This window comes from Amycolatopsis sp. NBC_01307 (genome assembly GCF_035975215.1).
Taxonomy (GTDB): Bacteria; Actinomycetota; Actinomycetes; order Mycobacteriales; family Pseudonocardiaceae; genus Amycolatopsis.
Window position 1 is genome coordinate 2841058 of record NZ_CP108403.1, and the last position, 25482, is coordinate 2866539.

1 protein-coding gene is annotated in these 25482 nt (G+C 74.9%); it reads left to right on the forward strand.

What is annotated here, in order from left to right; genetic code table 11:
- Positions 1-25476: a type I polyketide synthase gene (locus OG439_RS12375; protein ID WP_326949526.1), complete on the forward strand. Its 25476-nt coding sequence runs from the start codon at positions 1-3 to the stop codon at positions 25474-25476.
- The last annotated feature ends 6 nt before the right edge of the window (positions 25477-25482 follow it).

The window sequence follows — 25482 nt, forward strand, 5'->3', positions numbered from 1 at the left end:
ATGTCCACGCCGAACGACCGGGTCGTCGAAGCACTCCGTGCCGCCATGAAGGAGTCCGAACGGCTCAAGCGGCAGAACCAGGAGTTGCTGGCCGCGTCGACGGAGCCGATCGCGATCGTGGCCATGAGCTGCCGGTTCCCCGGTGGCGTCCGCTCCCCGGAGGCCCTCTGGGACCTGGTGGCGAACGGCGGGGACGCCATCGGGCCGTTCCCCGCCGACCGCGACTGGGACCTCGAAGCGGTCACCGGCGCCGGCGTCGACGAGCGCGGCATGAGCGTCAGCCAGGCCGGCGGGTTCCTCGACGGCGTCGCCGACTTCGACGCCGGGTTCTTCGGCATCTCGCCGCGCGAGGCGGTGTCCCTGGACCCGCAGCAGCGGCTGCTGCTGGAGGTGTCCTGGGAGGCCATCGAGCGGGCCGGGATCGACCCGAAACGGTTGCGGGGCAGCAAGACCGGCGTCTTCGCCGGGACGAACGGCCAGGACTACGCCTACTTGATGGTCCGCTCGCTCGCCGACGCGGACGGCTCGGTGGGCACCGGGATCGCCGCGAGCGCGATCTCCGGCCGGCTCGCGTACTCGCTGGGCCTGGAAGGTCCGGTCGTCACCATCGACACGGCGTGTTCGTCGTCGCTGGTCGCGGTGCACCTGGCCGCGCAGGCCCTACGGGCGGGGGAGTGCTCGCTGGCGCTCGCCGCCGGCGTCAACGTGATGTCGACGCCCGGCTCGCTCATGGAGTTCAGCCGTCAGGGCGGGCTCGCCGGTGACGGCCGCTGCAAGGCGTTCTCCGACGACGCCGACGGTACCGGCTGGTCCGAAGGCGTCGGTGTGCTGGTGCTGGAGCGGTTGTCCGACGCCCAGCGCCTCGGCCACGAGGTCCTCGCCGTCGTCCGCGGCACCGCCGTCAACTCCGACGGCGCGTCGAACGGCTTCACCGCACCGAACGGCCCGTCGCAGCAGCGTGTCATCCGCCAGGCCTTGGCGAGCGCCGGACTGTCCACTTCGGACGTCGACGTCGTCGAAGCGCACGGTACCGGCACGAAACTCGGCGACCCGATCGAAGCACAGGCCCTGCTGGCCACCTACGGCCAGGACCGCGAGACGCCGCTGCTGCTGGGGTCCGTCAAGTCCAACATCGGCCACACCCAGGCCGCGGCCGGGGTCGCCGGGATCATCAAGACTGTCGAGGCGATCCGGCACGGCGTGGTGCCGCAGACCCTGCACGCCGCCGAGCCGTCGTCCCATGTGGACTGGAAGTCCGGCGCTGTCGTCCTGGCCGCCGAGCAGACGCCGTGGCCGGAGACCGGCCGCCCGCGTCGCGCCGGTGTGTCGTCGTTCGGCGTCAGCGGCACCAACGCCCACGCGCTGATCGAGCAGGCCCCGCCCGCGCCGGTCGCCGAGGAGACCCCGCGGGCCCCGATTCCGGTGCCGTGGCTGCTGTCCGGGCGCACCCCGGCCGCGCTGCGGGCCCAGGTCGCCCAGGTGCTCTCGGCCACCGAAGACCGCGAACCCCTGGACGTCGCCTGGTCGCTGGCGACCACCCGCTCGTCGTTCGAAGAGCGGCTGTCGGTCGTCGGCGGCGACCCGCGGGCCGCCCTGGCGTCCTGGCTGGACGACGGTGAAGCGGCCGGCGTCGTCACCGGCTCGGCCGACCAGCCCCCGGCCCTCGCCTACGTCTTCTCCGGGCAGGGCGCGCAGTGGCTCGGCATGAGCCGCACCCTCGCCGCCCGGTTCCCGGTCTTCGCCGACGCCCTGTCGGCGACGCTCGACTTGCTCGACCCGCGCGTCCGCGAGGTGCTGGCCGGCGCCGACACCGCTGCCCTCGACGAGACCGGGCACGCGCAGCCCGCGCTGTTCGCCGTGGAAGTGGCCCTGTTCCGCTTGCTGGAGTCCTGGGGCGTGCGGCCCGACTTCGTCGCCGGGCACTCCGTCGGCGAGATCGCCGCGGCGCACGTCTCCGGCGTGCTGTCCCTGAACGACGCCTGTGTGCTGGTCAGCGCGCGCGCCCGGCTGATGCAGGCGCTGCCCGCGGGCGGCGCGATGGTCGCGGTGCGGGCGTCCGAAGCCGACGTCCGGCCGTACCTGGGCGACGACGTGTGCGTCGCCGCGGTCAACGGACCGACGTCCGTCGTGCTGTCCGGCACCGAAGACGCCGTGCTCGCGGTGGCCGAGCGGTTCGACCGGCCGCGTCGGCTGGCCGTGTCCCACGCCTTCCACTCGCGGCTGATGGACCCGATGCTGGGCGACTTCCGGCAGATCGTCACCGGCCTGACCTTCGCCGAGCCGGTGCTCCCGTTCGTCGCCGGTGGCGACGTCACCTCGGCCGAGTACTGGGTGAGCCACGTCCGCGAACCGGTCCGTTTCGGCGACGCCGTGCGCCGCCTCGCCGAGCGGGGCGCGACGGTGTTCGCCGAGCTGGGCCCGGCCGCCGCGCTCACCCCGCTGGTCGGCCTGACCGCCGACGACGTCACCGCGATCCCGGTGCTGCGCAAGGACCTCGACGAGCCCGAGACGCTGACGGCCGCGCTGGCCGCCCTGCACACCGCGGGCGTCCGGATCGACTGGACGGCCTTCTTCGCCGGCACCGGCGCGCGGCTCGTGGCCCTGCCGACCTACCCGTTCCAGAGCGAGCGATACTGGCCGTCCACTGTGGACGCCGTCGCCGACGCGGCCGGGCTCGGCCTGACGCCGGTGCAGCACCCGCTGCTCGGCGCGTCGCTCACCCTCGCCGAGTCCGACGGCCTGCTGCTCACCGGCCGGCTGTCCGCGCGCACCCACCCGTGGCTGACCGACACGCGGTTCCCCGGCAGCGGGTTCCTCGAGCTGGCCCTGCGGGCCGGCCTCGACCTGGGCTGCGACCTGGTGGAGGAACTCACCCTCGGCGCGCCGCTGGAGCTGGCCGCCGACGAGGCCGTCGACCTGCAGCTGTCGGTGGGGGAGCCGGACGCGACCGGCCGCCGCCGCCTCGACATCCACACCCGGCCCGCCGGGTCGGTCGTCGGCAGCTGGGTCCGCCGCGCCGAAGGCGTGCTCGCCACCGGCGGGCAACACGAAGACTTCGCGACGGCCGAGTGGCCGCCGGCCGACGCCGAAGAACTGACGTCGGACGTCCCGGAGCTGCGCGGGCTTTGGCGCCGTGGCGACGACGTGTTCGCCGAGGTCGCCTTCGGCGAGGACGAGACCACGGCGTTCGGGCTGCACCCGCGGCTGCTGGAGGGCGCGCTGCACGCGGCCGGGCTGCGGGGCTACCCGGCGCGGTGGACCCGGGTGACGCTGCACGCCGCGGGCGCGGCCCGGGTGCGCGTCCGGATCCGCCACGGCGAGGACGGCGTTTCACTGGCCTTGGCCGACGCGGCCGGGCAGCCCGTCGCGTCGGTCGGGTCCGTCCACGCGGAAGACGTCGGCACCGTGACGTTCACCGGTGCGGACTCGCTGTTCGAGCCGCGCTGGGCGCCGGTGGTGCTGCCGCCGGACGCCGTCGTCGTCACCGACCTGACCGGCCCGCTCGCCGGCCTGGCCGACGTCCCGGCCGTCGTCACGGCCCGGCTCACGGCGTCGGACCCCCTGGCCGGCTTGGCGACGCGGGCCTTGGTGCTGGCCCAGGAGTGGCTGGCCGACGAACGGTTCGCCCACGCCCGGCTGGCGTTCGTGACCGAAGGCGCTGTGGCGGCCGAGGACGGCGAGCCGATCCACGACCTCGCCGCGGCGGCCGTCTGGGGCCTGATCCGCACCGCCCAGGCCGAGAACCCGGGCCGGTTCGTGCTGGTGGACGTCGACGCCGAGACGTCGGCCGACGCGGTGGCGCGGGCCCTCGCGCTCGACGAACCGCAGCTCGCGCTGCGCGGCGACGACGTCCGCGCGGCGAGACTCGCCCGGGCCCGGACGACCGGCGCCGAAGCGCGCGCGTGGAACCCGGACGGCACTGTCCTGATCACCGGCGGCACCGGCGGTCTCGGCGCGGAACTGGCCCGGCACCTCGTGCGCGAGCACGGCGTCCGGCACCTGCTCCTGCTCAGCCGTCGCGGCCCGGACGCTCCGGGCGCACAGGACCTCCGCGACGACCTGGCCGCTCTCGGGGTCGACGCGACCGTCACCGCTTGCGACGTCGCCGACCGTGCGGCGCTCGAAACCGCTCTCGCCGCGATCCCGGCCGAGCACCCGCTGACCGCCGTCGTGCACGCGGCCGGTGTCCTCGACGACGGCGTCGTCACCGCGCTCACCCCCGAGCGGCTGACTCGTGTCCTGACCGCCAAGGCCGCGTCCGCGTGGCACCTGCACGAGCTGGCCGGCGACGTCGCCGCGTTCGTGCTGTTCTCCTCCGTCGCCGGGATCATGGGCGGCGCCGGACAGGGCAACTACGCCGCCGCCAACAGCTTCCTCGACGCCCTCGCGGCCCACCGCCGCGCCACCGGCCTGCCCGGACTGTCCTTGGCGTGGGGCTCGTGGGCCGTCGAAGGCGGCATGGCCGGTTCCCTGTCGGAGGCCGACCGCGCGCGGATGGCCCGCACCGGCATGCCGCCCCTCGAACTCGACCACGGCCTCGCGCTCTTCGACACCGCCCTGACCCTGCCGCACGCGCTCGTCGTCCCGGTCGCCGTCGACCTCGCCGCGCTGCGCCTGCTCGACGAGCTTCCGCCGCTGCTGCGCGGCCTGGTCGGCGGCACCCGCCGCTCGGCCGCCGTCGCCACCTCCGCGGCCGCCGGCGACCTCGCCCGCGGCCTGCGCGCGCTGTCCGAGGCCGACCGGCTCACCGCCGTCGTCGACCTCGTCCGCAGCCGCGCCGCCACGGTGCTCGGCCACGCCGACGCCACCGCGGTCGGTGCCGGGAAGTCGTTCTCCGACCTGGGTTTCGACTCGCTGACCGCGGTCGAGTTCCGCAACAAGCTGGCCACCATCACGGGCCTGCGCCTGCCCGCGACGCTCGTCTTCGACCACCCGACCCCGACGGCCGTCGCGCAGTTCGTGCTGGGCGAGCTGTTCGGCGCCCGCGGCGTCGACGACGTCGTGGCGAACACGGGCGCGCTCGCGGACGACCCGGTCGTCGTGGTCGGCGTCGCGTGCCGCTTCCCCGGCGGCATCGCCGGTCCCGAGGACCTGTGGGACCTGGTCGCCTCGGGCGGCGACGCCGTCTCGGGCTTCCCGGTCGACCGCGGCTGGGACGTCGCGGCGCTCGCCGCCTCCGACACCCGCGCCGGGGGTTTCCTCTACGACGCGGCCGAGTTCGACGCGGGCTTCTTCGGCATCTCGCCGCGCGAGGCGATGTCGATGGACCCGCAGCAGCGCCTGCTGCTGGAAGTGTCGTGGGAGGCGTTCGAACGCGCCGGCCTCGACGCCACCGGCCTGCGCGGCTCCCGGACCGGCGTGTTCGTCGGCACCAACGGCCAGTCCTACTCCGACCTGTTCCTCACCGCCGACGTCGACATGCGCGGCCAGACGGGCACCGGCATCGCCGGCAGCGTCGTCTCCGGCCGCCTCTCGTACGTGCTGGGCCTGGAGGGCCCGGCGATGACCGTCGACACGGCGTGTTCGTCGTCGCTGGTCGCGATGCACCTGGCGGCCCAGTCGCTGCGCTCGGGGGAGTGCACCCTCGCGCTCGCCGGCGGCGTCACCGTGATGGCGACACCCGGCGGGTTCGTCGGCTTCAGCGGCCAGAACGGCCTCGCCCCGGACGGTCACTGCAAGGCGTTCTCCGACGACGCCGACGGCACGGGCTGGTCGGAAGGCGTCGGCGTCCTCGTGCTGGAACGCCAGTCCGACGCCCTCCGCAACGGCCACCGGATCCACGCCGTGCTCCGCGGCTCGGCCGTCAACCAGGACGGCGCGTCCAACGGCCTCACCGCCCCGAACGGCCCGTCGCAGCAGCGCGTGATCCGCCAGGCCCTGGCCAACGCGGGACTGTCCACTTCGGACGTCGACGTCGTCGAAGCGCACGGCACCGGCACGGTTCTGGGCGACCCGATCGAGGCCCAGGCCCTGCTGGCGACCTACGGTCAGGACCGGGAAACCCCGCTGCTGCTGGGTTCCATCAAGTCGAACTTCGGGCACACCCAGGCCGCCGCGGGTGTCGCGGGCATCATCAAGATGATCGAGGCGATGCGGCACGGGACCGTGCCGCCGTCGCTGCACGTCGGCGAGCCGTCGTCCCATGTGGACTGGACCGCGGGCGCCGTCGAGGTCGTCTCCGAAGCCGTCGACTGGCCCGTCGCCGACCGTGCTCGCCGTGCCGGGATTTCGTCTTTCGGCATCAGCGGCACCAACGCGCACGTCATCATCGAGGCGCCCGAGCCCGTCGCCGAGCCGGACACCGCACGTCGTGAGCTGCCGGTCGTCCCGTGGGTCGTCTCCGGCAAGACCGAAGCCGCCGTCGCCGCGCAGGTCGCCCGGATCACCGAGACCGGCCTCGACCGTCTCGACGTGGGCCACTCGCTGGTCACCACCCGCGCGAGCTTCCCGCACCGCACCGTCCTCCTCGCCACCCCCGCCGGCGTCCGCGAAGCCGCCACCGGCGGGGCCACCACGACCCCCTCGGTCGCGCTGCTGTTCACCGGCCAGGGCTCCCAGCGGCTCGGCATGGGCCGGGAGCTGCACGCCACGTCGGCGCCGTTCGCCGCGGCCCTCGACGAGGTCCTCGGCCACCTCGACCCCGGCGTCCGCGACGTCCTGTGGGGCGACGACCCGAGCCTGCTGGCCGAAACCGGCTGGGCCCAGCCCGCGCTGTTCGCCATCGAGGTCGCCCTGGCCCGCCTGGCCGAGGCCCACGGCGTCCGGCCCGCCCACGTCGCCGGCCACTCGATCGGCGAGATCGCCGCCGCCCACATCGCCGGCGTGCTGTCGCTGGCCGACGCGGCCACCCTGGTCACCGCCCGCGGCCGCCTCATGCAGGCCCTGCCGCGCGGTGGGGCGATGGTCGCCGTCGAAGCGTCCGAATCCGACGTCCGCCCGCTGCTCACCGACGGCGTCTCCCTGGCCGCCGTCAACGGCCCGCGCTCGGTCGTGCTGTCCGGAGTCGAGGCCGACGTCCTGGCCGTCGCCGGCCGGTTCGCGAAGTCCAAGCGGCTCAAGGTCAGCCACGCTTTCCACTCCGGGCTGATGGACCCGATGCTCGACGAGTTCCGCGAGGTCGTCTCGGGCCTGACCTTCGCGCAGCCGCGCATCCCGTTCGTCACCACCGGCGACGTCACCTCGCCGGAGTACTGGGTCCGCCACGTCCGCGACACCGTCCGGTTCGCCGACGCCCTGGGCCGGCTCACCGAGGCCGGTGTCACCGCCTTCCTCGAGATCGGCCCGGACGGCGTCCTCTCGGCGATGGTCGACGCGCCGGACGCCGTCGTCACGCCGTTGCTGCGCAAGGACCGCCCGGAACCCGACGCCGTGCTCGGCGCGCTGGCCCGGCTGCACGTCGCCGGCGTCGACGTCGACTGGACGCCCTGGTTCGCCGGCACCGGCGCCCGGACGGTCGACCTGCCCACCTACGCCTTCCAGCGCCAGCACTACTGGCCCAGCGTGACGCCGGGCCGCGGCGCCGTCGAGCGCCTCGGCCTCACCCCGGCCGGGCACCCGCTGCTCGACTTCGCCGTCGACCTCGCCGACTCCGGCGGCGTCGTCTTCTCCGGCCTGCTGTCCCTGGCCGGGCAGCCGTGGCTGGCCGATCACGTCGTCGGCGGGCACGTGCTGTTCCCCGGCACCGGGTTCCTCGACCTCGCCGTCCGCGCCGCCGACCAGGTCGGCTGCTCGGCCGTCGAAAGCCTCACCGTCGCCGCGCCGCTGTGGCTGCGCGAGCACGAGCCGACCCTGCTGCAGGTCACCGTCGGCGGTCCCGACGACGCGGGCCTGCGCGAGCTGACCATCTCCTCCCGCGGCACCGACCCGCACGCGGAGTGGACGCAGCACGCCGCCGGCGTCGTCGCGGTCGGCGAACGCCCGGCCGCCACGGTCGGTGACTGGCCACCGGCGAACGCGTCCGAAGTGGACGTCACGACGCTGTATAACGAACTAGCCGACAACGGTCTCGACTACGGCCCCGCCTTCCGTGGGCTGGTCAAGGCCTGGCACGACGGCGAAGACCTGCTCGTCGAAGCCGCGCTGCCCGAGGACGGCGACGCGTTCGGCCTGCACCCCGCGCTGCTCGACTCGGTGCTGCACGCCATCCACCGGCTCGACTCGATCGCCCCCGGCCTGCCGTTCGCCTGGTCCGGCGTCTCCCTGCACGCGACCGGCGCGACCCGGATCCGCGCCCGGATCACCCCGGTCGACCAGGAGTCGGTGGCCATCGCCGTCGCCGACGAGACGGGCGCGCCGGTGCTGTCGGCGGAATCCCTGCAGCTGCGCGAAGCCGCGCCTCGCAGCGCCGACGACGAGTCGCTGTTCCAGACCACCTGGGTCCCGGCCGCGCTGGCCAAGGACGCCCCGGCCGGCACGTGGGCGCTGCTCGGCGACGACCCGCTGCTGGCGCCCGTCGCCCGGCGCTGCGCCGACCTCGAGCAGGCGCTTTCCCTTGAACCGGACGTCCTGCTCGTGCCCGTCGCGGGTGTCGGCGACGTCCTCACCGCCGTCCGTGAGGTCACCGCGCGGGTCCTTTCGGTGCTGCAGCACGCTTTCACCGACGAGCGCGCCGGCCGGATCGTCTTCGTGACGCGCGGCGCCGTGGCCGTCGACCCGGGCGACCGGATCGCCGACCTCGCCGCCGCCGCGGCCTGGGGCCTGATCCGCTCGGCCCAGTCCGAGCAGCCCGACCGGTTCGTCCTGGTCGACCTGGAACCCGGCGCGGCGCTGCCGGGCACCGGCTTCGTCGTCTCCGGCGAACCGCAGTTCGCCGTCCGCGGCGAAAGCATCCGCGTCGCCCGGCTCGGGCGCCTCGCCGGCAACGGCGACATCCTGCCTCCCGCGGTACCGGCGTGGCGGCTCACCGCCGGTGCCGCGGGGATCGACGGCCTGACCGCCGAAACGTGCCCCGAGGTCCTCGACGATCTGGCACCCGGCGAGATCCGCGTCCGCGTCGAGGCCGCCGGCCTCAACTTCCGCGACGTGCTCAACGTCCTGGGCATGTACCCCGGCGAGGCCGGCAAGCTCGGCGCCGAGGGCGCGGGCGTCATCGAGGCCACCGGCCCCGGCGTCGACCCGGCCCGCGTCGGCGAGCGCGTCTTCGGCATGATGCCGGGCCCGTTCGGCCCGTACACCACCCTCGACGCCCGGTACGTGGCCCCGGTGCCGGCCGAGTGGTCCTCGCGGACCGCCGCGTCGGTGCCGCTGGTCTTCCTCACCGCCTACTACGCGCTCGTCGACCTGGCCGACCTGCGGCCGGGCGAGAAGATCCTGATCCACGCCGGTGCCGGCGGAGTCGGCATGGCCGCGATCCAGCTCGCCCATCACCTCGGCGCCGAGGTCTTCGCGACGGCCAGTTCCGGCAAGCAGCACGTCCTGCGTGAGCTGGGAGTCGCCGACGACCACATCGCCTCCTCCCGGACCCTCGACTTCGAAGCCGCCTTCCGCCGGGTCACCGCTGGTCAGGGCGTCGACGTCGTGCTCAACGCCCTGGCCGGCGACTTCGCCGACGCGTCGCTGAACCTGCTCGCCGACGGCGGCCGGTTCCTCGAGATGGGCAAGACCGACGTCCGCGACGCCGCCGCGCTGAGCCGGATCCGCTACCGCGCGTTCGACCTCGGCGAGGCCGGCCCCGACCGGACGCAGGAGCTGCTCGGCGAGCTGCTGCGGCTCTTCGGCGAGGGTGTGCTCACGCCGTTGCCGATCCGCAGCTGGGACCTGCGCCAGAGCGCCGCGGCGTTCCGGTTCATGAGCCGCGCCCGGCACATCGGCAAGATCGTGCTGACGCTGCCGCCGCGCTGGGACCCCGAAGGCACGCTGCTCATCACCGGCGGCACCGGTGGCCTGGGCCGCGAGCTGGCCCGCCACCTCGTCGCCGGTTACGACATCCGGCACCTCGTGCTCACCAGCCGCCGCGGTGTGGACGCGCCCGGTGCCGCCGAGCTGCGCGACGAGCTGACCGCTCTCGGTGTCGACGTCACGGTCGAGGCCTGCGATGCCGCCGACCGCGACCAGCTCGCCGCCGTCCTCGGCCGGATCCCGGCCGCCCACCCGCTCAAGGCGATCGTGCACACCGCCGGTGTCCTCGACGACGGCGTCGTCGCGTCCCTGGACGCCGACCGGCTCGACCACGTGCTGCGGCCCAAGGCCGACGCCGTCGTCCACCTCGACGAGCTGACCCGCGACCTCGACCTCGCCGCGTTCGTCGTGTTCTCCTCGGTCGCCGGCACCGTCGGCTCGGCCGGGCAGGGCAACTACGCCGCCGCCAACGCCTTCCTCGACGCCTTCGCCGTCCACCGCCACGCCGAAGGCCGCGTCGCGACCTCCCTGGCCTGGGGCGGCTGGGAAACCGGCATGGTCGGCACGCTGAGCGACGCCGACCGCGAGCGGATGGCACGCGGTGGCGTGCCGCCGCTGACCGTCGAGCACGGCATGCGGCTGTTCGACCGCGCCACGCGCTCGCCGAGCGCCGTCGTCGTCCCGATGCGCGTGGACATGACGGCCATGCGCGCCCAGGGCGAGCTCCCGTGGCTGCTGCGCCCGGTCACCCAGCCCGGCCGCCGCCGCGCCGGCGGCGACGCCGCGCACGTCCGCGGCTCGCTGCGCGAGCAGCTCGCCGGGATGCGCGAGCCCGAGCAGCTGCGTGTGCTCACCGGCCGCGTCGTCGCCGAGGTCGCGACCGTGCTCGGCCACGCGCCGGAGAACGTCGACACCACCGGCGAGTTCCGCGAACTGGGCTTCGATTCGCTGACGGCGGTGGAGTTCCGCAACCGGCTGGCCGGGGTGACGGGCCTGCGGCTGCCGTCCACGCTGGTCTTCGACTACCCGACACCGGTCGCGGTGGCCGGGTTCGTGCTGGGCGAGCTGTTCGGCGCCCGCGGCGCCGACGCCGTCGTGACGACCGCGGCGGTGGAAGGCGACCCGATCGTGCTGGTCGGGATGGCGTGCCGCTTCCCGGGCGGCGTGACCGGCCCCGACGACCTGTGGGACCTGGTGGCTTCGGGCGGCGACGCCGTCTCGGGCTTCCCGGCCGACCGCGGCTGGGACGTCGCCTCCCTCGCCGGGAGCGACACCCAGGCGGGCGGGTTCCTCTACGACGCCACCGAGTTCGACGCGGGTTTCTTCGGCATCTCGCCGCGCGAAGCGGTCGCGATGGACCCGCAGCAGCGCCTGCTGCTGGAAGTCTCGTGGGAGGCGTTCGAGCGCGCGGGCCTGGACGCGTCGACACTGCGTGGCTCCCGGACCGGCGTCTTCGTCGGGACCAACGGGCAATCGTACTCCGACCTGCTGATGAGCACGGACGCCGAGCTGCGCGGGCAGACGGGCACCGGCATCGCCGGGAGCGTCGCGTCGGGCCGCCTGTCGTACGTGCTGGGGCTCGAAGGCCCGGCGATGACGGTGGACACGGCGTGTTCGTCGTCGCTGGTCGCGCTGCACCTGGCGGCCCAGTCGCTGCGCTCCGGCGAGTGCTCCCTCGCGCTCGCGGGCGGCGTCACCGTGATGGCGACGCCGGGCGGGTTCGTGGGCTTCAGCGGCCAGAACGGCCTGGCACCGGACGGCCGGTGCAAGGCGTTCTCCGACGACGCCGACGGCACCGGCTGGTCCGAGGGCGTCGGCCTGCTCGTGGTCGAGCGTCAGTCCGACGCGATCCGCAACGGCCACCGGATCCTCGCCGTGGTGCGCGGTTCCGCGGTCAACCAGGACGGCGCGTCCAACGGCCTGACCGCTCCGAACGGGCCGTCACAGCAGCGGGTCATCCGCCAGGCTCTCGCCAACGCGGGACTGTCCACTTCGGACGTCGACGTCGTCGAGGCGCACGGCACCGGGACCGTGCTGGGCGACCCGATCGAAGCCCAGGCGTTGCTGGCGACCTACGGTCAGGACCGGGAAACGCCGCTGCTGCTGGGCTCGATCAAGTCGAACTTCGGCCACACCCAGGCCGCCGCCGGCGTGGCCGGGATCATCAAGATGGTCGAGGCGATGCGGCACGGGATCGTGCCGAAGTCGCTGCACGTCGGCGAACCGTCGTCCCATGTGGACTGGGACGCCGGGGCCGTCGAGGTCGTGGCCGAGGCCACCGACTGGCCCGCCGCCGACCGCGCGCGCCGCGCCGGGATCTCGTCGTTCGGCATCAGCGGCACCAACGCCCACATCATCATCGAGGCCCCCGACGTGACGCCGGAGGTGCCGCGCGAGACACCGGCCGCGACCACCGTGCCGCTGCTGGTCTCCGGCCGGACCGAGGACGCCCTCCGCGCCCAGGCGGGACGCCTCCTGAGTGTCCTGGCCGACGATTCGAACCTGCTCGACGTCGCCTTCGCGGCGGCCACCACCCGCACGAGCTTCGCGCACCGCGCGGCGATCGTCGCCGACGAAACCGGCACCGCCGTCCGTGCGCTGCGGGCCCTCGCCGACGGTGAGCCCGCCGCGGGGGCGCTCACCGGTGAGACCGCGCACCAGCCCGTCCAGGTGTTCCTGTTCACCGGCCAGGGCGCGCAGCGGCTCGGCATGGGCCGCGAGCTGGCGGAGACGTATCCGGTGTTCGCCGAGGCCTTCGACGAGGTGCTGGCGTACTTCCACCCGGACCTGCGCGACGTCGTCTGGGGCACGGACGCGGGCGTGATCGCGGAGACCGGCTGGGCCCAGCCGGCCCTGTTCGCCATCGAGATCGCGCTGACCAAGCTCCTGGACGCGTGGGGCATCCGCCCCGACTACGTGGCCGGCCATTCGATCGGCGAGATCGCCGCCGCGCAGGTCGCCGGGGTGCTGTCGCTGGCCGACGCGTGCGCGCTGGTCTCGGCGCGCGGCCGCCTCATGCAGGCGCTGCCGGCCGGTGGCGCCATGGTCTCGGTCGAAGCGTCCGAAGCGGACGTTCGCGCGGTGCTGACCGACGGCGTCGACATCGCCGCGGTCAACGGGCCGCGCTCGGTCGTGCTGTCCGGCGTCGAAGCCGCCGTGCTCGACGTCGCGGCGCGGTTCGGGAAGACCAAGCGGCTCAAGGTGAGCCACGCGTTCCACTCGCACCTGATGGACCCGATGCTGGCCGAGTTCCGCCAGGTCGTCTCGGCCCTGAAGTTCGCGCAGCCGCAGCTGCCGGTCGTCGCGTCCGGGGACGTGACGTCGCCGGAGTACTGGGTCGAGCACGTGCGGGCCACCGTCCGCTTCGGCGACACCGTCGGGAAGCTGGCCGACGCCGGGGTCACGACGTACGTCGAGGTCGGGCCGGACGCCGTCCTCACCGGCCTGGTCGACGTGCCCGGCGCGACCGCCGTCCCCGTCCTGCGCCGCGGCCGGGACGAGCGCACCGCCGTCGCCACCGCGGTCTCAGCCCTGCACGTCGCCGGCGTCCGGATCGACTGGACCGCGTGGTTCGCCGGTACCGGCGCCCGGCCCGTCGATCTGCCCACCTACGCCTTCCAGCACCGCCGCTACTGGCCGGAAGCGGCCGTCCGCGCCTCGACCGGTGACGACGCCTTCTGGGCGGTCGTCGAAGGCGGCGACCTCGCCGAGCTGGCCGCCGACCTCCAGGTCGACGCCCCGGCCCTGGAAACCGTCCTGCCCGCGCTGTCCGCCCTGCGGGCCCGGCGGCAGCGTCAGTCCCTTGTGGACGGCTGGCGCTACCGCGTCGAGTGGCGTCCGCTGGACGCGACCCCGGCGACGGCGGGGGAGCGGCTGGTGCTCGTCCCCGCGTCCCACATCGATGACCCGTGGGCGCGGCAGGTCGCCGACGCCCTCGGCACGACCGTCGAAATCCCCGCCGGCGCCGACCGCGACACCCTCGCCGACCTCCTGCGCGACCAGGTCACCGGGCTCGTCGTCTCGCTGCTCGCCCTCGACGAGTCCGCCGGCCTCACCGGCAACACCGCCCTCGTCCAGGCCCTCGACGACCTCGGCGCGGACACCGCGCTCTGGTGCGTCACGCGCGGCGCCGTCACCACCGGCCCGGCCGACCGCCTCACCGCACCGGCCCAGGCCGCGACCTGGGGCCTCGGCCGCGTCGCGGCCCTCGAATACCCGCGCCGCTGGGGCGGCCTCGCCGACCTGCCGGCCGAGCTCGACGCGCGGCTGCTCACCCGCTTCGCCGGGGCCCTGGAAGGCGACGACGACCAGATCGCCGTCCGCGCTTCCGGCGTCTACGGACGTCGGCTCGCTCCGGCGGCGGCCGCGCCTTCGCCGTGGCAGCCCCGCGGCACCGTCCTCGTCACCGGCGGCACCGGCGCCCTCGGCCGCCACGTCACGAAGTGGCTCCTGGCCCAGGGGGCCGAGCGGGTCGTGCTGGCCAGCCGTTCCGGCGGCGAACCCGGCGACGACGAGCGGATCGTCGTCGCCCGCTGCGACGTCGCCGACCGCGACCAGCTCACCGCGCTGCTCGCCGACCACCGCCCCGGCGCCGTGATCCACGCCGCGGGTGTGCTCGACGACTGCGTCCTCGGCAGCCTGACGCCCGACCGCTTCGCCGCGGTGTTCCGCGCCAAGGTCGAGTCCGCCGTCCTGCTCGACGAGCTAGCCGGCGACCTCGACGCCTTCATCCTGTTCTCCTCGGTCGCCGGCGCCGTCGGCAACCCCGGCCAGGCCAACTACGCCGCCGCCAACGCCGTTCTCGACGCGCTCGCCGAGACCCGGCGCGCCCGCGGCCAGAACGCGACGTCGATCGCCTGGGGCGCCTGGGCGGGCGACGGCATGGCCGCCGGCCTCGGCGGCGGCCTCGACCCCGACCTGGCCGCCACCGTCCTCGCCGACGCCGGCGGGCCCGCCGCACAGCTCGTCGTCGCCGACATCCAGAACGCCGACGTCCTGCGCTCGCTGCTGAGCATCCGCCGCAGCCCGCTGCTGGCCGACCTCCCCGCGGTCCGCCGTGTGGTCGCCGAACTGGACGCGGCCCCCGCGCCCGGCACCAGCGCGCTGGCCACGCGTCTGCTCACCACACCCACGGCCGAGCGCGGCACCGTCCTGCTGGACCTGGTGCGCGACCACGTCGCCGCCGTCCTCGGCCACACCGGCACCGGTGAGATCGGCGCCACGCGCGCGTTCTCCGACCTCGGCTTCGACTCGCTGACCGCCATCGAACTGCGCAACCGGATGGAGACCGCGACCGCGCTGAGCCTGCCCGCCACCCTCGTCTTCGACCACCCGAACCCGGCCGCGCTGGGCGAGTTCCTCCTGGGCGAGCTGATCGGGGACGGCACCGACCTGCCCGTCGCGCTCCTGCCGAACGCGGCCGCGGGCACCGGCGACCCGATCGTCATCGTCGGCATGAGCTGCCGCTTCCCCGGCGACGTCCGCACCCCGGAACACCTGTGGGACCTGCTCGCCGACGGCCGCGACGCCATCACCGGGTTCCCGGCCGACCGCGGCTGGGACATGACCGCCCTCGGCGGTCAGGGCCGGGGGAGCAGCTACGTCGACCGCGGTGGTTTCCTGCCGGACGCGGCCGAGTTCGACCCGGAGTTCTTCGGCATCTCCCCACGCGAAGCCCTCGCCATGGACCCGCAGCAGCGGCTCCTGCTGGAGACGTCGTGGGAGGCCGTCGAGCGGACCGGCATCGACCCGAGCGGCCTGCGCGGCAGCCGCACCGGCGTCTTCGTCGGCACCAACGGCCAGGACTACGCCGGGGTGATCGTCAACTCCGCCACCGACGTCGAGGCCCACGCGGGCACCGGAGTCGCGGCGAGCGTCGTGTCCGGCCGGCTGTCCTACGCCCTCGGCCTCGAAGGCCCGGCCATGACGATCGACACCGCGTGCTCGTCGTCGCTGGTCGCGCTGCACCTCGCCGTCCAGGCCCTGCGCGCCGGCGAGTGCGAACTCGCCCTCGCGGGCGGCGTCACGGTGATGTCCACGCCGGTCAGTTTCGTCGGCTTCAGCCGCCAGAACGGCCTCGCCCCGGACGGTCTTTGCAAGGCCTATTCCGACTCCGCCGACGGCACCGGCTGGTCCGAAGGCATCGGCGTCCTTGTCGTGGAACGGCTGTCCGACGCGCGCCGCCACGGTCACGACGTCCTGGCGGTCGTCGCCGGCTCGGCCATCAACTCCGACGGCGCGTCCAACGGCCTCACCGCCCCCAACGGGCCCTCGCAGCAGCGCGTCATCCGCCAGGCGCTCGCGTCGGCCGGGCTGCAGCCGTCCGAAGTGGACGTCGTCGAAGGCCACGGCACCGGCACCACGCTGGGCGACCCGATCGAGGCCCAGGCGTTGCTCGCCGCGTACGGCCGCGACCGCGAGCGGCCGCTGCTGCTCGGCTCGGTCAAGTCGAACCTCGGGCACACCCAGGCCGCGGCCGGTGTCGCCGGGATCATCAAGATGGTCCTGGCCCTGCAACGGGAACTGGTGCCCGCGACACTGCACGTCACCGAGCCGTCGTCCCACGTGGACTGGACGGGCGGCGACATCCGGCTGGTCACCGAGGCGACCGAGTGGCGCGAGAACGGCCACCCGCGCCGCGCCGGCATCTCGTCGTTCGGCCTCAGCGGCACGAACGCCCACGTGATCATCGAGCAGGCGCCCGTCTCCGTGCCGGTCGAACCGCGCCGGGACGTCACGCCGAGCGTGGTGCCGTGGGTGCTGTCCGGCCGGTCCGAAGCCGCCCTCGACGCGCAGCTCGCGGCCCTGCCCCGCGACCTCGACCCGATCGACACCGGCTTCTCCCTGGTCACGACGCGGGCGGCGTTCGAGCACCGCGCGGTGCTGCTCGCCCCCGGCGACCAGGTCGCCCGCGGCGTCGCCCGCGAGCGCACGGCCGCGTTCCTCTTCACCGGCCAGGGTTCGCAGCGCCTCGGCATGGGCCGCGGGCTCTACGAGCGCTTCCCGGTGTTCGCCGACGCCTTCGACGCCGTCTGCGCCCACCTCGACACCGCCCTCCCGCAGCCGCTGCGCGACGTCGTCTTCGGCGAAGACGCGGCCGCGCTCGACGAGACCGGCTGGGCGCAGCCCGCGCTGTTCGCGCTGGAAGTGGCCCTGTTCCGGCTCGTGCGGTCGTGGGGCGTGCGGCCCGCGTTCCTCGCCGGGCACTCGGTCGGCGAGATCGCGGCCGCCCACTGCGCGGGTGTGCTGTCCCTCGCCGACGCCTGCACTCTGGTCGCCGCCCGCGCCCGCCTGATGCAGGCCCTGCCCGCGGGCGGCGCGATGGTGGCGATCCGGGCCGCCGAAGACGACATCCGGCCGTTCCTGAACGACGACGTCTCGCTCGCCGCGGTCAACGGACCCGAGGCCGTCGTGCTCTCGGGTGTCGAGGACGCCGTGCTGGCCGTCGCCGCGCGGTTCGAGAAGACCAAGCGGCTCACCGTGTCCCACGCCTTCCACTCCGCGGCGATGGACCCGATGCTGGCCGAGTTCCGCGCGGTCGCCGAGACCCTGACCTTCGCCGAGCCGGACGTCCCGGTGGTGTGCGACGGAGACGTCACGTCGCCGGAGTACTGGGTCGGCCAGGTCCGCGGCACCGTCCGCTTCGCCGACGCCGTCACCCGGCTCACCGAGGCGGGCGTCAGCGCGTTCGTCGAACTGGGCCCGGACGCCGTGCTCACCGCCCTCGTCGACGGTGACGACCAGGTCCTCGCACCGGTGCTGCGCGCCGGCCGCGACGAGGAGACGGCCGCCGTCACCGCGCTGGCCGCGCTGCACACCGGCGGCGTCGCGGTGGATTGGGCCACGCTGTTCGAAGGCACCGGCGCCCAGCGCGTCGCACTGCCCACCTACCCGTTCCAGCGGCAGCGTTTCTGGCCGCGGCTCGTGGCCGGCGCGGGCCAGCTCGGCGGCCTCGGGCTGACCGCGGCCGGGCACCCGCTGCTCGGCGCGATCACCGAGGTCGCGGGGTCCGGTGACCTGGTGTTCTCCGGCCGGCTGTCGCTGAAGACGACGCCGTGGCTGGGCGATCACGTCATCGGCGGTCAGGTCCTGTTCCCGGGCGCCGGTTTCCTGGAGCTGGTCGTGCGGGCCGGTGACCAGGTCGGCTGCGGCCAGGTCGAGGACTTCACCGTCGCCGCGCCGCTCGTGCTCGGCGACACCGCCAGCCTGGTGCAGCTCGTCGTCGGCGCGCCCGACGCTTCGGGCCGTCGCGAGGTCGGCGTCTCGTCGCGGGCCGAGGGCCCGGACGCCGACTGGGTCCGCCACGGCACCGGCATCGTCGCGCCCGGCACGCTGCCGACCGCCGCGCCGGACACCGAGTGGCCGCCGTCCGGCGCCGAACCCGTCGACCTCACCGCGTTCTACGACAACTTCGCCGGCGCCGGCTTCGCGTACGGCCCGGAGTTCCAGGGCCTGCGGCGCGTCTGGCTGCGCGACGGCGAAGTCTTCGTCGAGGCGGAGCTGCCCGGTGAGGACGCCGACGCGTTCGGCCTGCACCCGGCCCTGCTCGACTCGGTCCTGCAAGCGGTGTCCTTTGTGGACTCCGTGCCCGGCGGCCTGCCGTTCTCCTGGGCCGGTGCCGTGCTCCACGCGACGGGCGCGGAGAAGGTCCGCGCCCGGATCACCCGGGCCGCCGACGACGCCGTCGCGCTCACCCTGACCGACGAGTCCGGCGCGCCCGTGCTCTCGGTCGACGCCCTGACGCTGCGCGCGACGACCCAGGCCGCCGCCGGTCCCGAGCCGCTGTTCCGCCTGGACTGGGTGCCGCTGCCGGTGCCCGCCGGAGAGCCGGACGGCCAGTGGGCCGTGCTCGGCCACGACACCCGCCTCGGCGAACTCGGCCCGGAGTACCCGGACCTCGACGCCGCGCTGGCCGCGGACCCGGACGTCCTCGTCGTCCCGGTCCAGGGCACCGGCGACGTCCCCGGCGCTCTCCGCCGCGTCACCGCCGACGTCCTGGCCGTCGTGCAGGCCGCGAGCGAACGCGGCCTGGGCCGGGTCGTCTTCGTGACCCGCGGCGCCGTCGGCACCGCGCCGACGGATCTCGCCGCGGCCGCCGTCTGGGGCCTCGTGCGCTCGGCCCAGTCGGAGGACCCGGGCCGGTTCGTGCTCGCCGACGCCGACGACGTGTCCCTGCCCGGCCTGCCCGCCGCACTGGCCACCGGCGAACCCCAGCTGCTGCTGCGCGACGGCACCGCCCGCGTCGCCCGCCTCGGCCGTCCCAATGCGGCACTTTCACGTGAAAGTGCCGCCTGGAACCCCGACGGCACCGTGCTCATCACCGGCGGCACCGGTGGCCTGGGGCGCGTGTTCGCCCGGCACATCGCCGCCGAGTACGGCGCCCGGCACGTCCTGCTCGCCAGCCGTCGCGGCGGGGCCGCCGACGGGCTCGTCGAGCTGGTCGCCGAACTCGCGGCGCACGGCACCGAGGTCAGCGTCGAGGCGTGCGACCTCGCCGACCGCGACGCCGTCGCCGCGCTGCTGGCCGGCATCCCGGCCGACCGGCCGCTCACCGCCGTCGTGCACGCCGCCGGTGTGCTCGACGACGGCGTCATCGGCTCGCTCGACGCCGCTCGCCTCGACACGGTGCTGCGCCCGAAGGCCGACGCCGCGTGGCACCTGCACGAGCTGGCCGGCGACGTCGCCGCGTTCGTGCTGTTCTCCTCGGTGGCCGGCACGATCGGCTCGCCGGGCCAGGCGAACTACGCCGCCGCCAACACCTTCCTCGACGCGCTCGCCGCCCACCGGCACGACCGCGGCCTGGCCGCGACGTCCCTGGCCTGGGGCGCGTGGGAGAGCGGCATGACCGGCACCCTGACCGACGCCGACCGCGACCGGATGACCCGCGCGGGCATGCCGCCGCTGCCCGTCGAGCAGGGCTGCGAGCTGTTCGACCGCGCCCTGGACTCCGGCGAACCGGCCCTCGTGCCGGTGCTGATGGACCTGCCGCTGATCCGCTCGCAGGCCGAGCCGCCGTGGCTGGTGCGCCCGGTCGGCCGCCCGGGCCGCCGCGGTGCGGGCCGGTCGACACCGACCGCGAACGCCCTGCGCGACCGGCTTTCCGGCCTGCGCGAGGGCGAGCAGCAGAAGGTGCTGCTCGACGTCATCCGCACGCAGGTCGCCGCGGTGCTCGGGTTCGACGCCGCCACCGTCGACGTCGCCCGCGAGTTCCGCGGCCTCGGCTTCGACTCGCTGACCGCCGTCGAGTTCCGCAACCACCTCTCGTCGGCCACCGGCCTGCGGCTGCCCGCGACGCTCGTCTTCGACCACCCGACGCCGGTCGTGCTGGCCGGGTACCTCCGCGACGAGCTGTCCGGCGCGGACGCCGCGCCGGTGCTGCGATCGCGCACCACGACCACGCCGGTCGCCGACGAGCCGATCGCGATCGTGTCGATGGCCTGCCGCTACCCGGGCGGCGTCACGTCGCCGGAAGACCTGTGGGACATGGTCCTGACCGGCGGCGACGGCGTCGGACCCTTCCCGGCCGACCGCGGCTGGGACCTGAGTGGCCTCTTCGGGGCGGATCGGGGACGTTCTTATGTTCGTGAAGGCGGTTTTCTCGGTGGTGCGGGAAGCTTCGATCCTGGGCTCTTCGGGATCTCGCCGCGCGAAGCGCTGGCGATGGACCCGCAGCAGCGCCTCCTCCTGGAGACGTCCTGGGAAGTGATCGAACGCGCCGGCGTCGACCCCGTTTCGCTGCGGGGCAGCCGGACCGGCGTGTTCGCCGGGGTGATGTACCACGACTACGGCCAGGGGGTGCAGTTCCCGGAGGAGGCCCTCGGCTTCCTCGGGATCGGCACCGCGGGCAGCGTGATGTCCGGCCGTGTCTCCTACGCGCTGGGGCTGGAAGGTCCGGCCGTCACGATCGACACGGCGTGCTCGTCGTCGCTGGTCGCGATGCACTGGGCCGCGCAGGCTTTGCGGGCCGGTGACTGTGAACTGGCGCTCGCCGGCGGTGTGACCGTGATGGCGACGCCGGGTGCGTTCGTGGACTTCTCGGCCCAGGGCGGCCTCGCCGGTGACGGCCGGTGCAAGTCGTTCTCCGACTCCGCCGACGGCGTCGGCTGGGCCGAAGGTGTCGGCCTGGTCATGCTGGAACGCCTGTCCGACGCGCGGCGCAACGGCCACGAAGTCCTCGCCGTGCTGCGCGGCTCCGCCGTCAACCAGGACGGCGCGTCCAACGGTCTGACCGCCCCGAACGGCCCGTCGCAGCAGCGTGTCATCCGCCAGGCGCTGTCGGTCTCCGGGCTCGGCGTGTCCGATGTGGACGTCGTCGAAGGCCACGGCACCGGGACGCCGCTGGGCGACCCGATCGAGGCCCAAAGCCTCCTCGCCACCTACGGCCGTGACCGCGAAACGCCGCTGCTGCTGGGCTCGGTGAAGTCGAACATCGGCCACACCCAGGCCGCTGCCGGTGTCGCGGGCGTCATCAAGATGGTGCAGGCCATGCGCCACGGCGTCGTCCCGCAGTCCCGGTTCTCGGCCGAGCCGTCGTCCCATGTGGACTGGACCGAAGGCGCGGTTTCGCTGGTGCCGGAGAACACGTCCTGGCCCGAGGTGGACCGCGTCCGCCGGTCGGCGGTGTCGTCGTTCGGCATCAGCGGCACCAACGCCCACGTCATCCTGGAGCAGCCCGCCCCGGCCGACCGGCCCGCGCCGCGTCCGTCCGCGCCGCTGTCCCGCCCGGTGCCGGTCGTCGTCTCCGGACGGACTCCGGAGGCGCTCCGGTCCCAGGCCGCGCGCCTGGCCGCCCGGATCGAGGCCGACCAGACCCTCGTCCCGGCCGACCTCGCCTACTCCGCCGCGGTGACGCGCGCGGCGCTGGCCCAGCGCGCGGCCGTCGTCGCCGACGACCTCGACGGCCTGGTCAGCGGCCTGCGTGACCTGGCCGCCGGCGAGACCCCCGCCGGAGTCGTGCGTGGTGAGGCGCGGGTCGCCCCGCCGGTCGCGTTCCTCTTCGCCGGGCAGGGCTCACAGCGGATCGGGATGGGCCGCCGCCTGCACGAGGTGTACCCGGTGTTCGCGGGGGCGTTCGACGAGATCCTGGCCCTGCTCGACCCGGCCGTCCGGGACGCTCTTGGCGACGCGGACCTGATCGACCGCACGGAGTTCGCGCAGCCCGCGCTGTTCGCCTTCGAGGTCGCGCTCTTCCGCCTCCTGGAGTCGTGGGGCGTGCACCCGGACTTCGTGACCGGGCACTCCGTCGGCGAGATCGCCGCCGCCCACGTGGCCGGCGTGCTGTCCCTGCCCGACGCGTGCGCCCTGGTGTCCGCCCGCGCCCGGCTCATGGGCGCCCTGCCGACCGGCGGCGTCATGGTCGCGGTGCGCGCGTCCGAGTCGGACGTCCTGCCGCTGCTGGGTGAGGGCGTCGACGTCGCGGCCGTGAACGGCCCGGGTTCGGTGGTCCTGTCCGGGCACGAGGACGCGGTCGTCGCGGTGGCGTCGAAGTTCGCCAAGCAGCGCCGTCTGCGGGTGTCGCACGCCTTCCACTCCGTCCTGATGGAGCCGATGCTCGCCGAGTTCGGCGAGGTCGTGGCGAACCTGGAGTTCGCGAAGCCGCGCGTGCCGGTCGTCTCGGCCGGGGACGTCACGTCGCCGGAGTACTGGGTCAGCCAGATCCGCGACACCGTCCGCTTCGGCGACGCGGTCGAGCGGCTCACCGAAGCCGGCGTCACCGTCTTCGCCGAGGTGGGCCCGGACGCGACCCTGTCCGCGTCCGTCGACGAACCGTCCGCGAGCGTCATTCCGTTGCTGCGCAAGGACCGTGACGAGGCGGCCGCGGTCACCGAGGCGATCGCACGGCTGCACGTCGCCGGCGTCGGCGTCGGCTGGGACGACTACTTCGCCGGTGCGCAGCGCGTCGCCCTGCCGACCTACGCCTTCCAGCACGAGTGGTTCTGGCCGCTGCCGGCCGCCGGGGGCGACGCCACCGGGCTCGGTCTCGCGCCGACGGGCCACCCGCTGCTCGGCGCGACCGTGACGCTGGCCGATTCGCTCGGCGTCCTGTTCTCCGGGCGGCTCTCCGCGGCCACCCAGCCGTGGCTGCGTGACCACGTCATCGGCGGCCGGATCCTGTTCCCGGGAGCGGCTTTCCTCGAACTGGCCGTCCGTGCGGCCGACGAGGTCGGCTGTGCGTCGGTGGCCGACCTGACCCTGTCCGTGCCGCTGGTCCTCGAACCGGACGGCGCCGTCGTCCTGCAGCTGGCCGCGGGGGAGCCGGACGAGTCCGGCCGTCGTGAGCTGACGATCTCCTCCCGCGCCGACGACACCGACGAGTGGGTCCGCCACGCTACCGGCACCCTGGCGCCGCAGGCGGTGGCTGCCGAGCCGGTGCCCGAGACCTGGCCGCCCGCCGAAGCGTCCGAAGTGGACTTGACGGGCTTCTACGAGACGTCCGCCGAAGCCGGATTCGGTTACGGGCCCGCGTTCCAGGGCCTCAGCCGGGTCTGGCAGGACGGCGCCGAGGTCTTCGCCGAACTGGCGCTGCCCGCGGGCCAGGAAGCCGCGCGGTTCGGGCTGCACCCGGCGTTGCTCGACGCCGCGTTGCAGGCCATCGGCTTCGGTGAAGGCGCCCCCGCCGGACTGCCGTTCGCCTGGACGGGAGTGTCGCTGCACGCGGCCGGCGCGAGCCGCGCCCGCGTCCGGATCTCCCCGGTCGGCGGCGACTCCGTCTCCCTCGCCATCGCCGACGAGGCGGGCAAGCCCGTGCTCTCGGCCACCGGCGTCACCCTCCGCGCGGCCACCGCGCCGGACGCGGCCGACCCGCTGTTCCGCCTGAACTGGCTGCCGGTCCCGGTCCCCGAGCCGGACGACAGCACATGGGCCGTCGTCGGCGACGGCTTCGGCCTGGCCGAGACCCTGGGCTGCGATACGCACCCTGACCTGGCCGCCGCCGTGGCGTCCGGTGCCGGAGTGGTCGCCGTCCCGGTGTCCGGTGACGCCGACGCCGGAGCCTCCGCACACGCGCTCACCGCGTCGGTGCTCGAACAGCTCCAGACGGACTCGGCCACCAAGGTCGTGTTCGTGACGCGCGGTGCCGCGGGCCCGGGCCGCACGGACGTCGCGGCCGCCGCCGTCTGGGGCCTGGTGCGCTCGGCCCAGTCGGAGGATCCGGGCCGGTTCGTGCTCCTGGACGTCGACGTGCCCGATGCGGACGCGCTGCGTGCCGCGGTCGCCACCGGCGAACCCCAGCTGGTCCTGCGTGACGGCGTGCTGAACGTCGCCCGCCTGGCCCGCGCGACCCTCGACACCACCGAGACGACCTGGGATCCCGACGGCACCGTGCTCATCACCGGCGGTACCGGTGGCCTGGGCCGGGTCTTCGCCCGGCACCTCGTCACCGGCGGTGCCCGCCACTTGCTGCTGGCCAGCCGCCGCGGCCCGGGCGCCGACGGCGTCGCCGAACTGGTCGCGGAACTCGAGACGGCCGGGGCCGACGTCCGCGTCGAGGCCTGCGACGTCGCCGACCGCGACGCCGTGGCCGCGCTGCTCGCGGGCATCCCGGCCGAGCACCCGCTCACCGCCGTCGTGCACACCGCCGGGGTCGTCGACGACGGCGTCGTCGGCTCGCTGACGGCCGAGCGCCTGGACACGGTGTTCGCGCCGAAGCTCGACGCGGCCTGGCACCTGCACGAGCTGACCGCCGACCTGCCCCTCGCCGGGTTCGTCCTGTTCTCCTCGGTCGCCGGCACCATCGGCACGCCGGGTCAGGCGAACTACGCGGCGGCCAACGCGTTCCTCGACGCCCTCGCGGACCTGCGCCGCGACCAGGGCTTGGCCGGGCTCTCGCTGGCCTGGGGCGCGTGGGACACCGGGATGACGGGCGACCTGACCGACGCCGAGCGCGAGCGGATGGTCCGCGGCGGGATGCCGCCGCTGGGCCGCGAGCAGGGCGCGGAGCTGTTCGACCGCGCTGTCGCGTCGACGGAATCGGCGCTCGTGCCGGTGCTCGTCGACCTGCCCGTGCTGCGCACTCGTGGCGAGCTGCCCTGGCTGCTGCGGCCGATCGGCCGTCCCGGCCGGCGCAGCGCCGCCGCCGGTGCCGACCGGGCCGCGGCCGGCGACCTGCGCCTGAAGCTCGCCGGGATGCGGGAGAACGAGCAGGACCGGACGCTGCTGACGCTCGTGCGGGCCCAGGTCTCGGCCGTGCTCGGCCACCCGGCCGACCGGATCGACGGCGGCCTCGAGTTCCGCGAGCTCGGCTTCGACTCGCTGACCGCCGTCGAGTTCCGCAACCGCCTGGCCGCGGCCACCGGCCTGACGCTGTCCGCGACGCTCGTCTTCGACTACCCGACCCCGGCCGGGCTCGCCCGGCACCTGCGGACCGAGCTCGCGCCCGCTCCCGCCGCGGCGACGTCGCTGCCGGCGGAGCTCGACCGGCTCGACGAGCTGATGGAGGCCAGCTCGGCCGACGACGTCGCCCAGGCGGAGGTCGCGGCCCGGCTGCGCCGGATCCTGGCGAAGATCGGCGGTGCGGCCGCGCCCGAAGACGTCACCGACCGGATCGACGCGGCCAGCACCGACGAGGTGTTCGCCTTCATCGACAACGAACTGGGCCGGCTCGGTGACGCACCCGGGTCCCCCTTCGACCAGGAAGGCTGAGGCCGC

Bases quoted from the DNA above. Each gene is read 5' to 3' on its own strand.
- OG439_RS12375 (WP_326949526.1), top strand. From the start codon at position 1: ATGTCCACGCCGAACGACCGGGTCGTCGAAGCACTCCGTGCCGCCATG.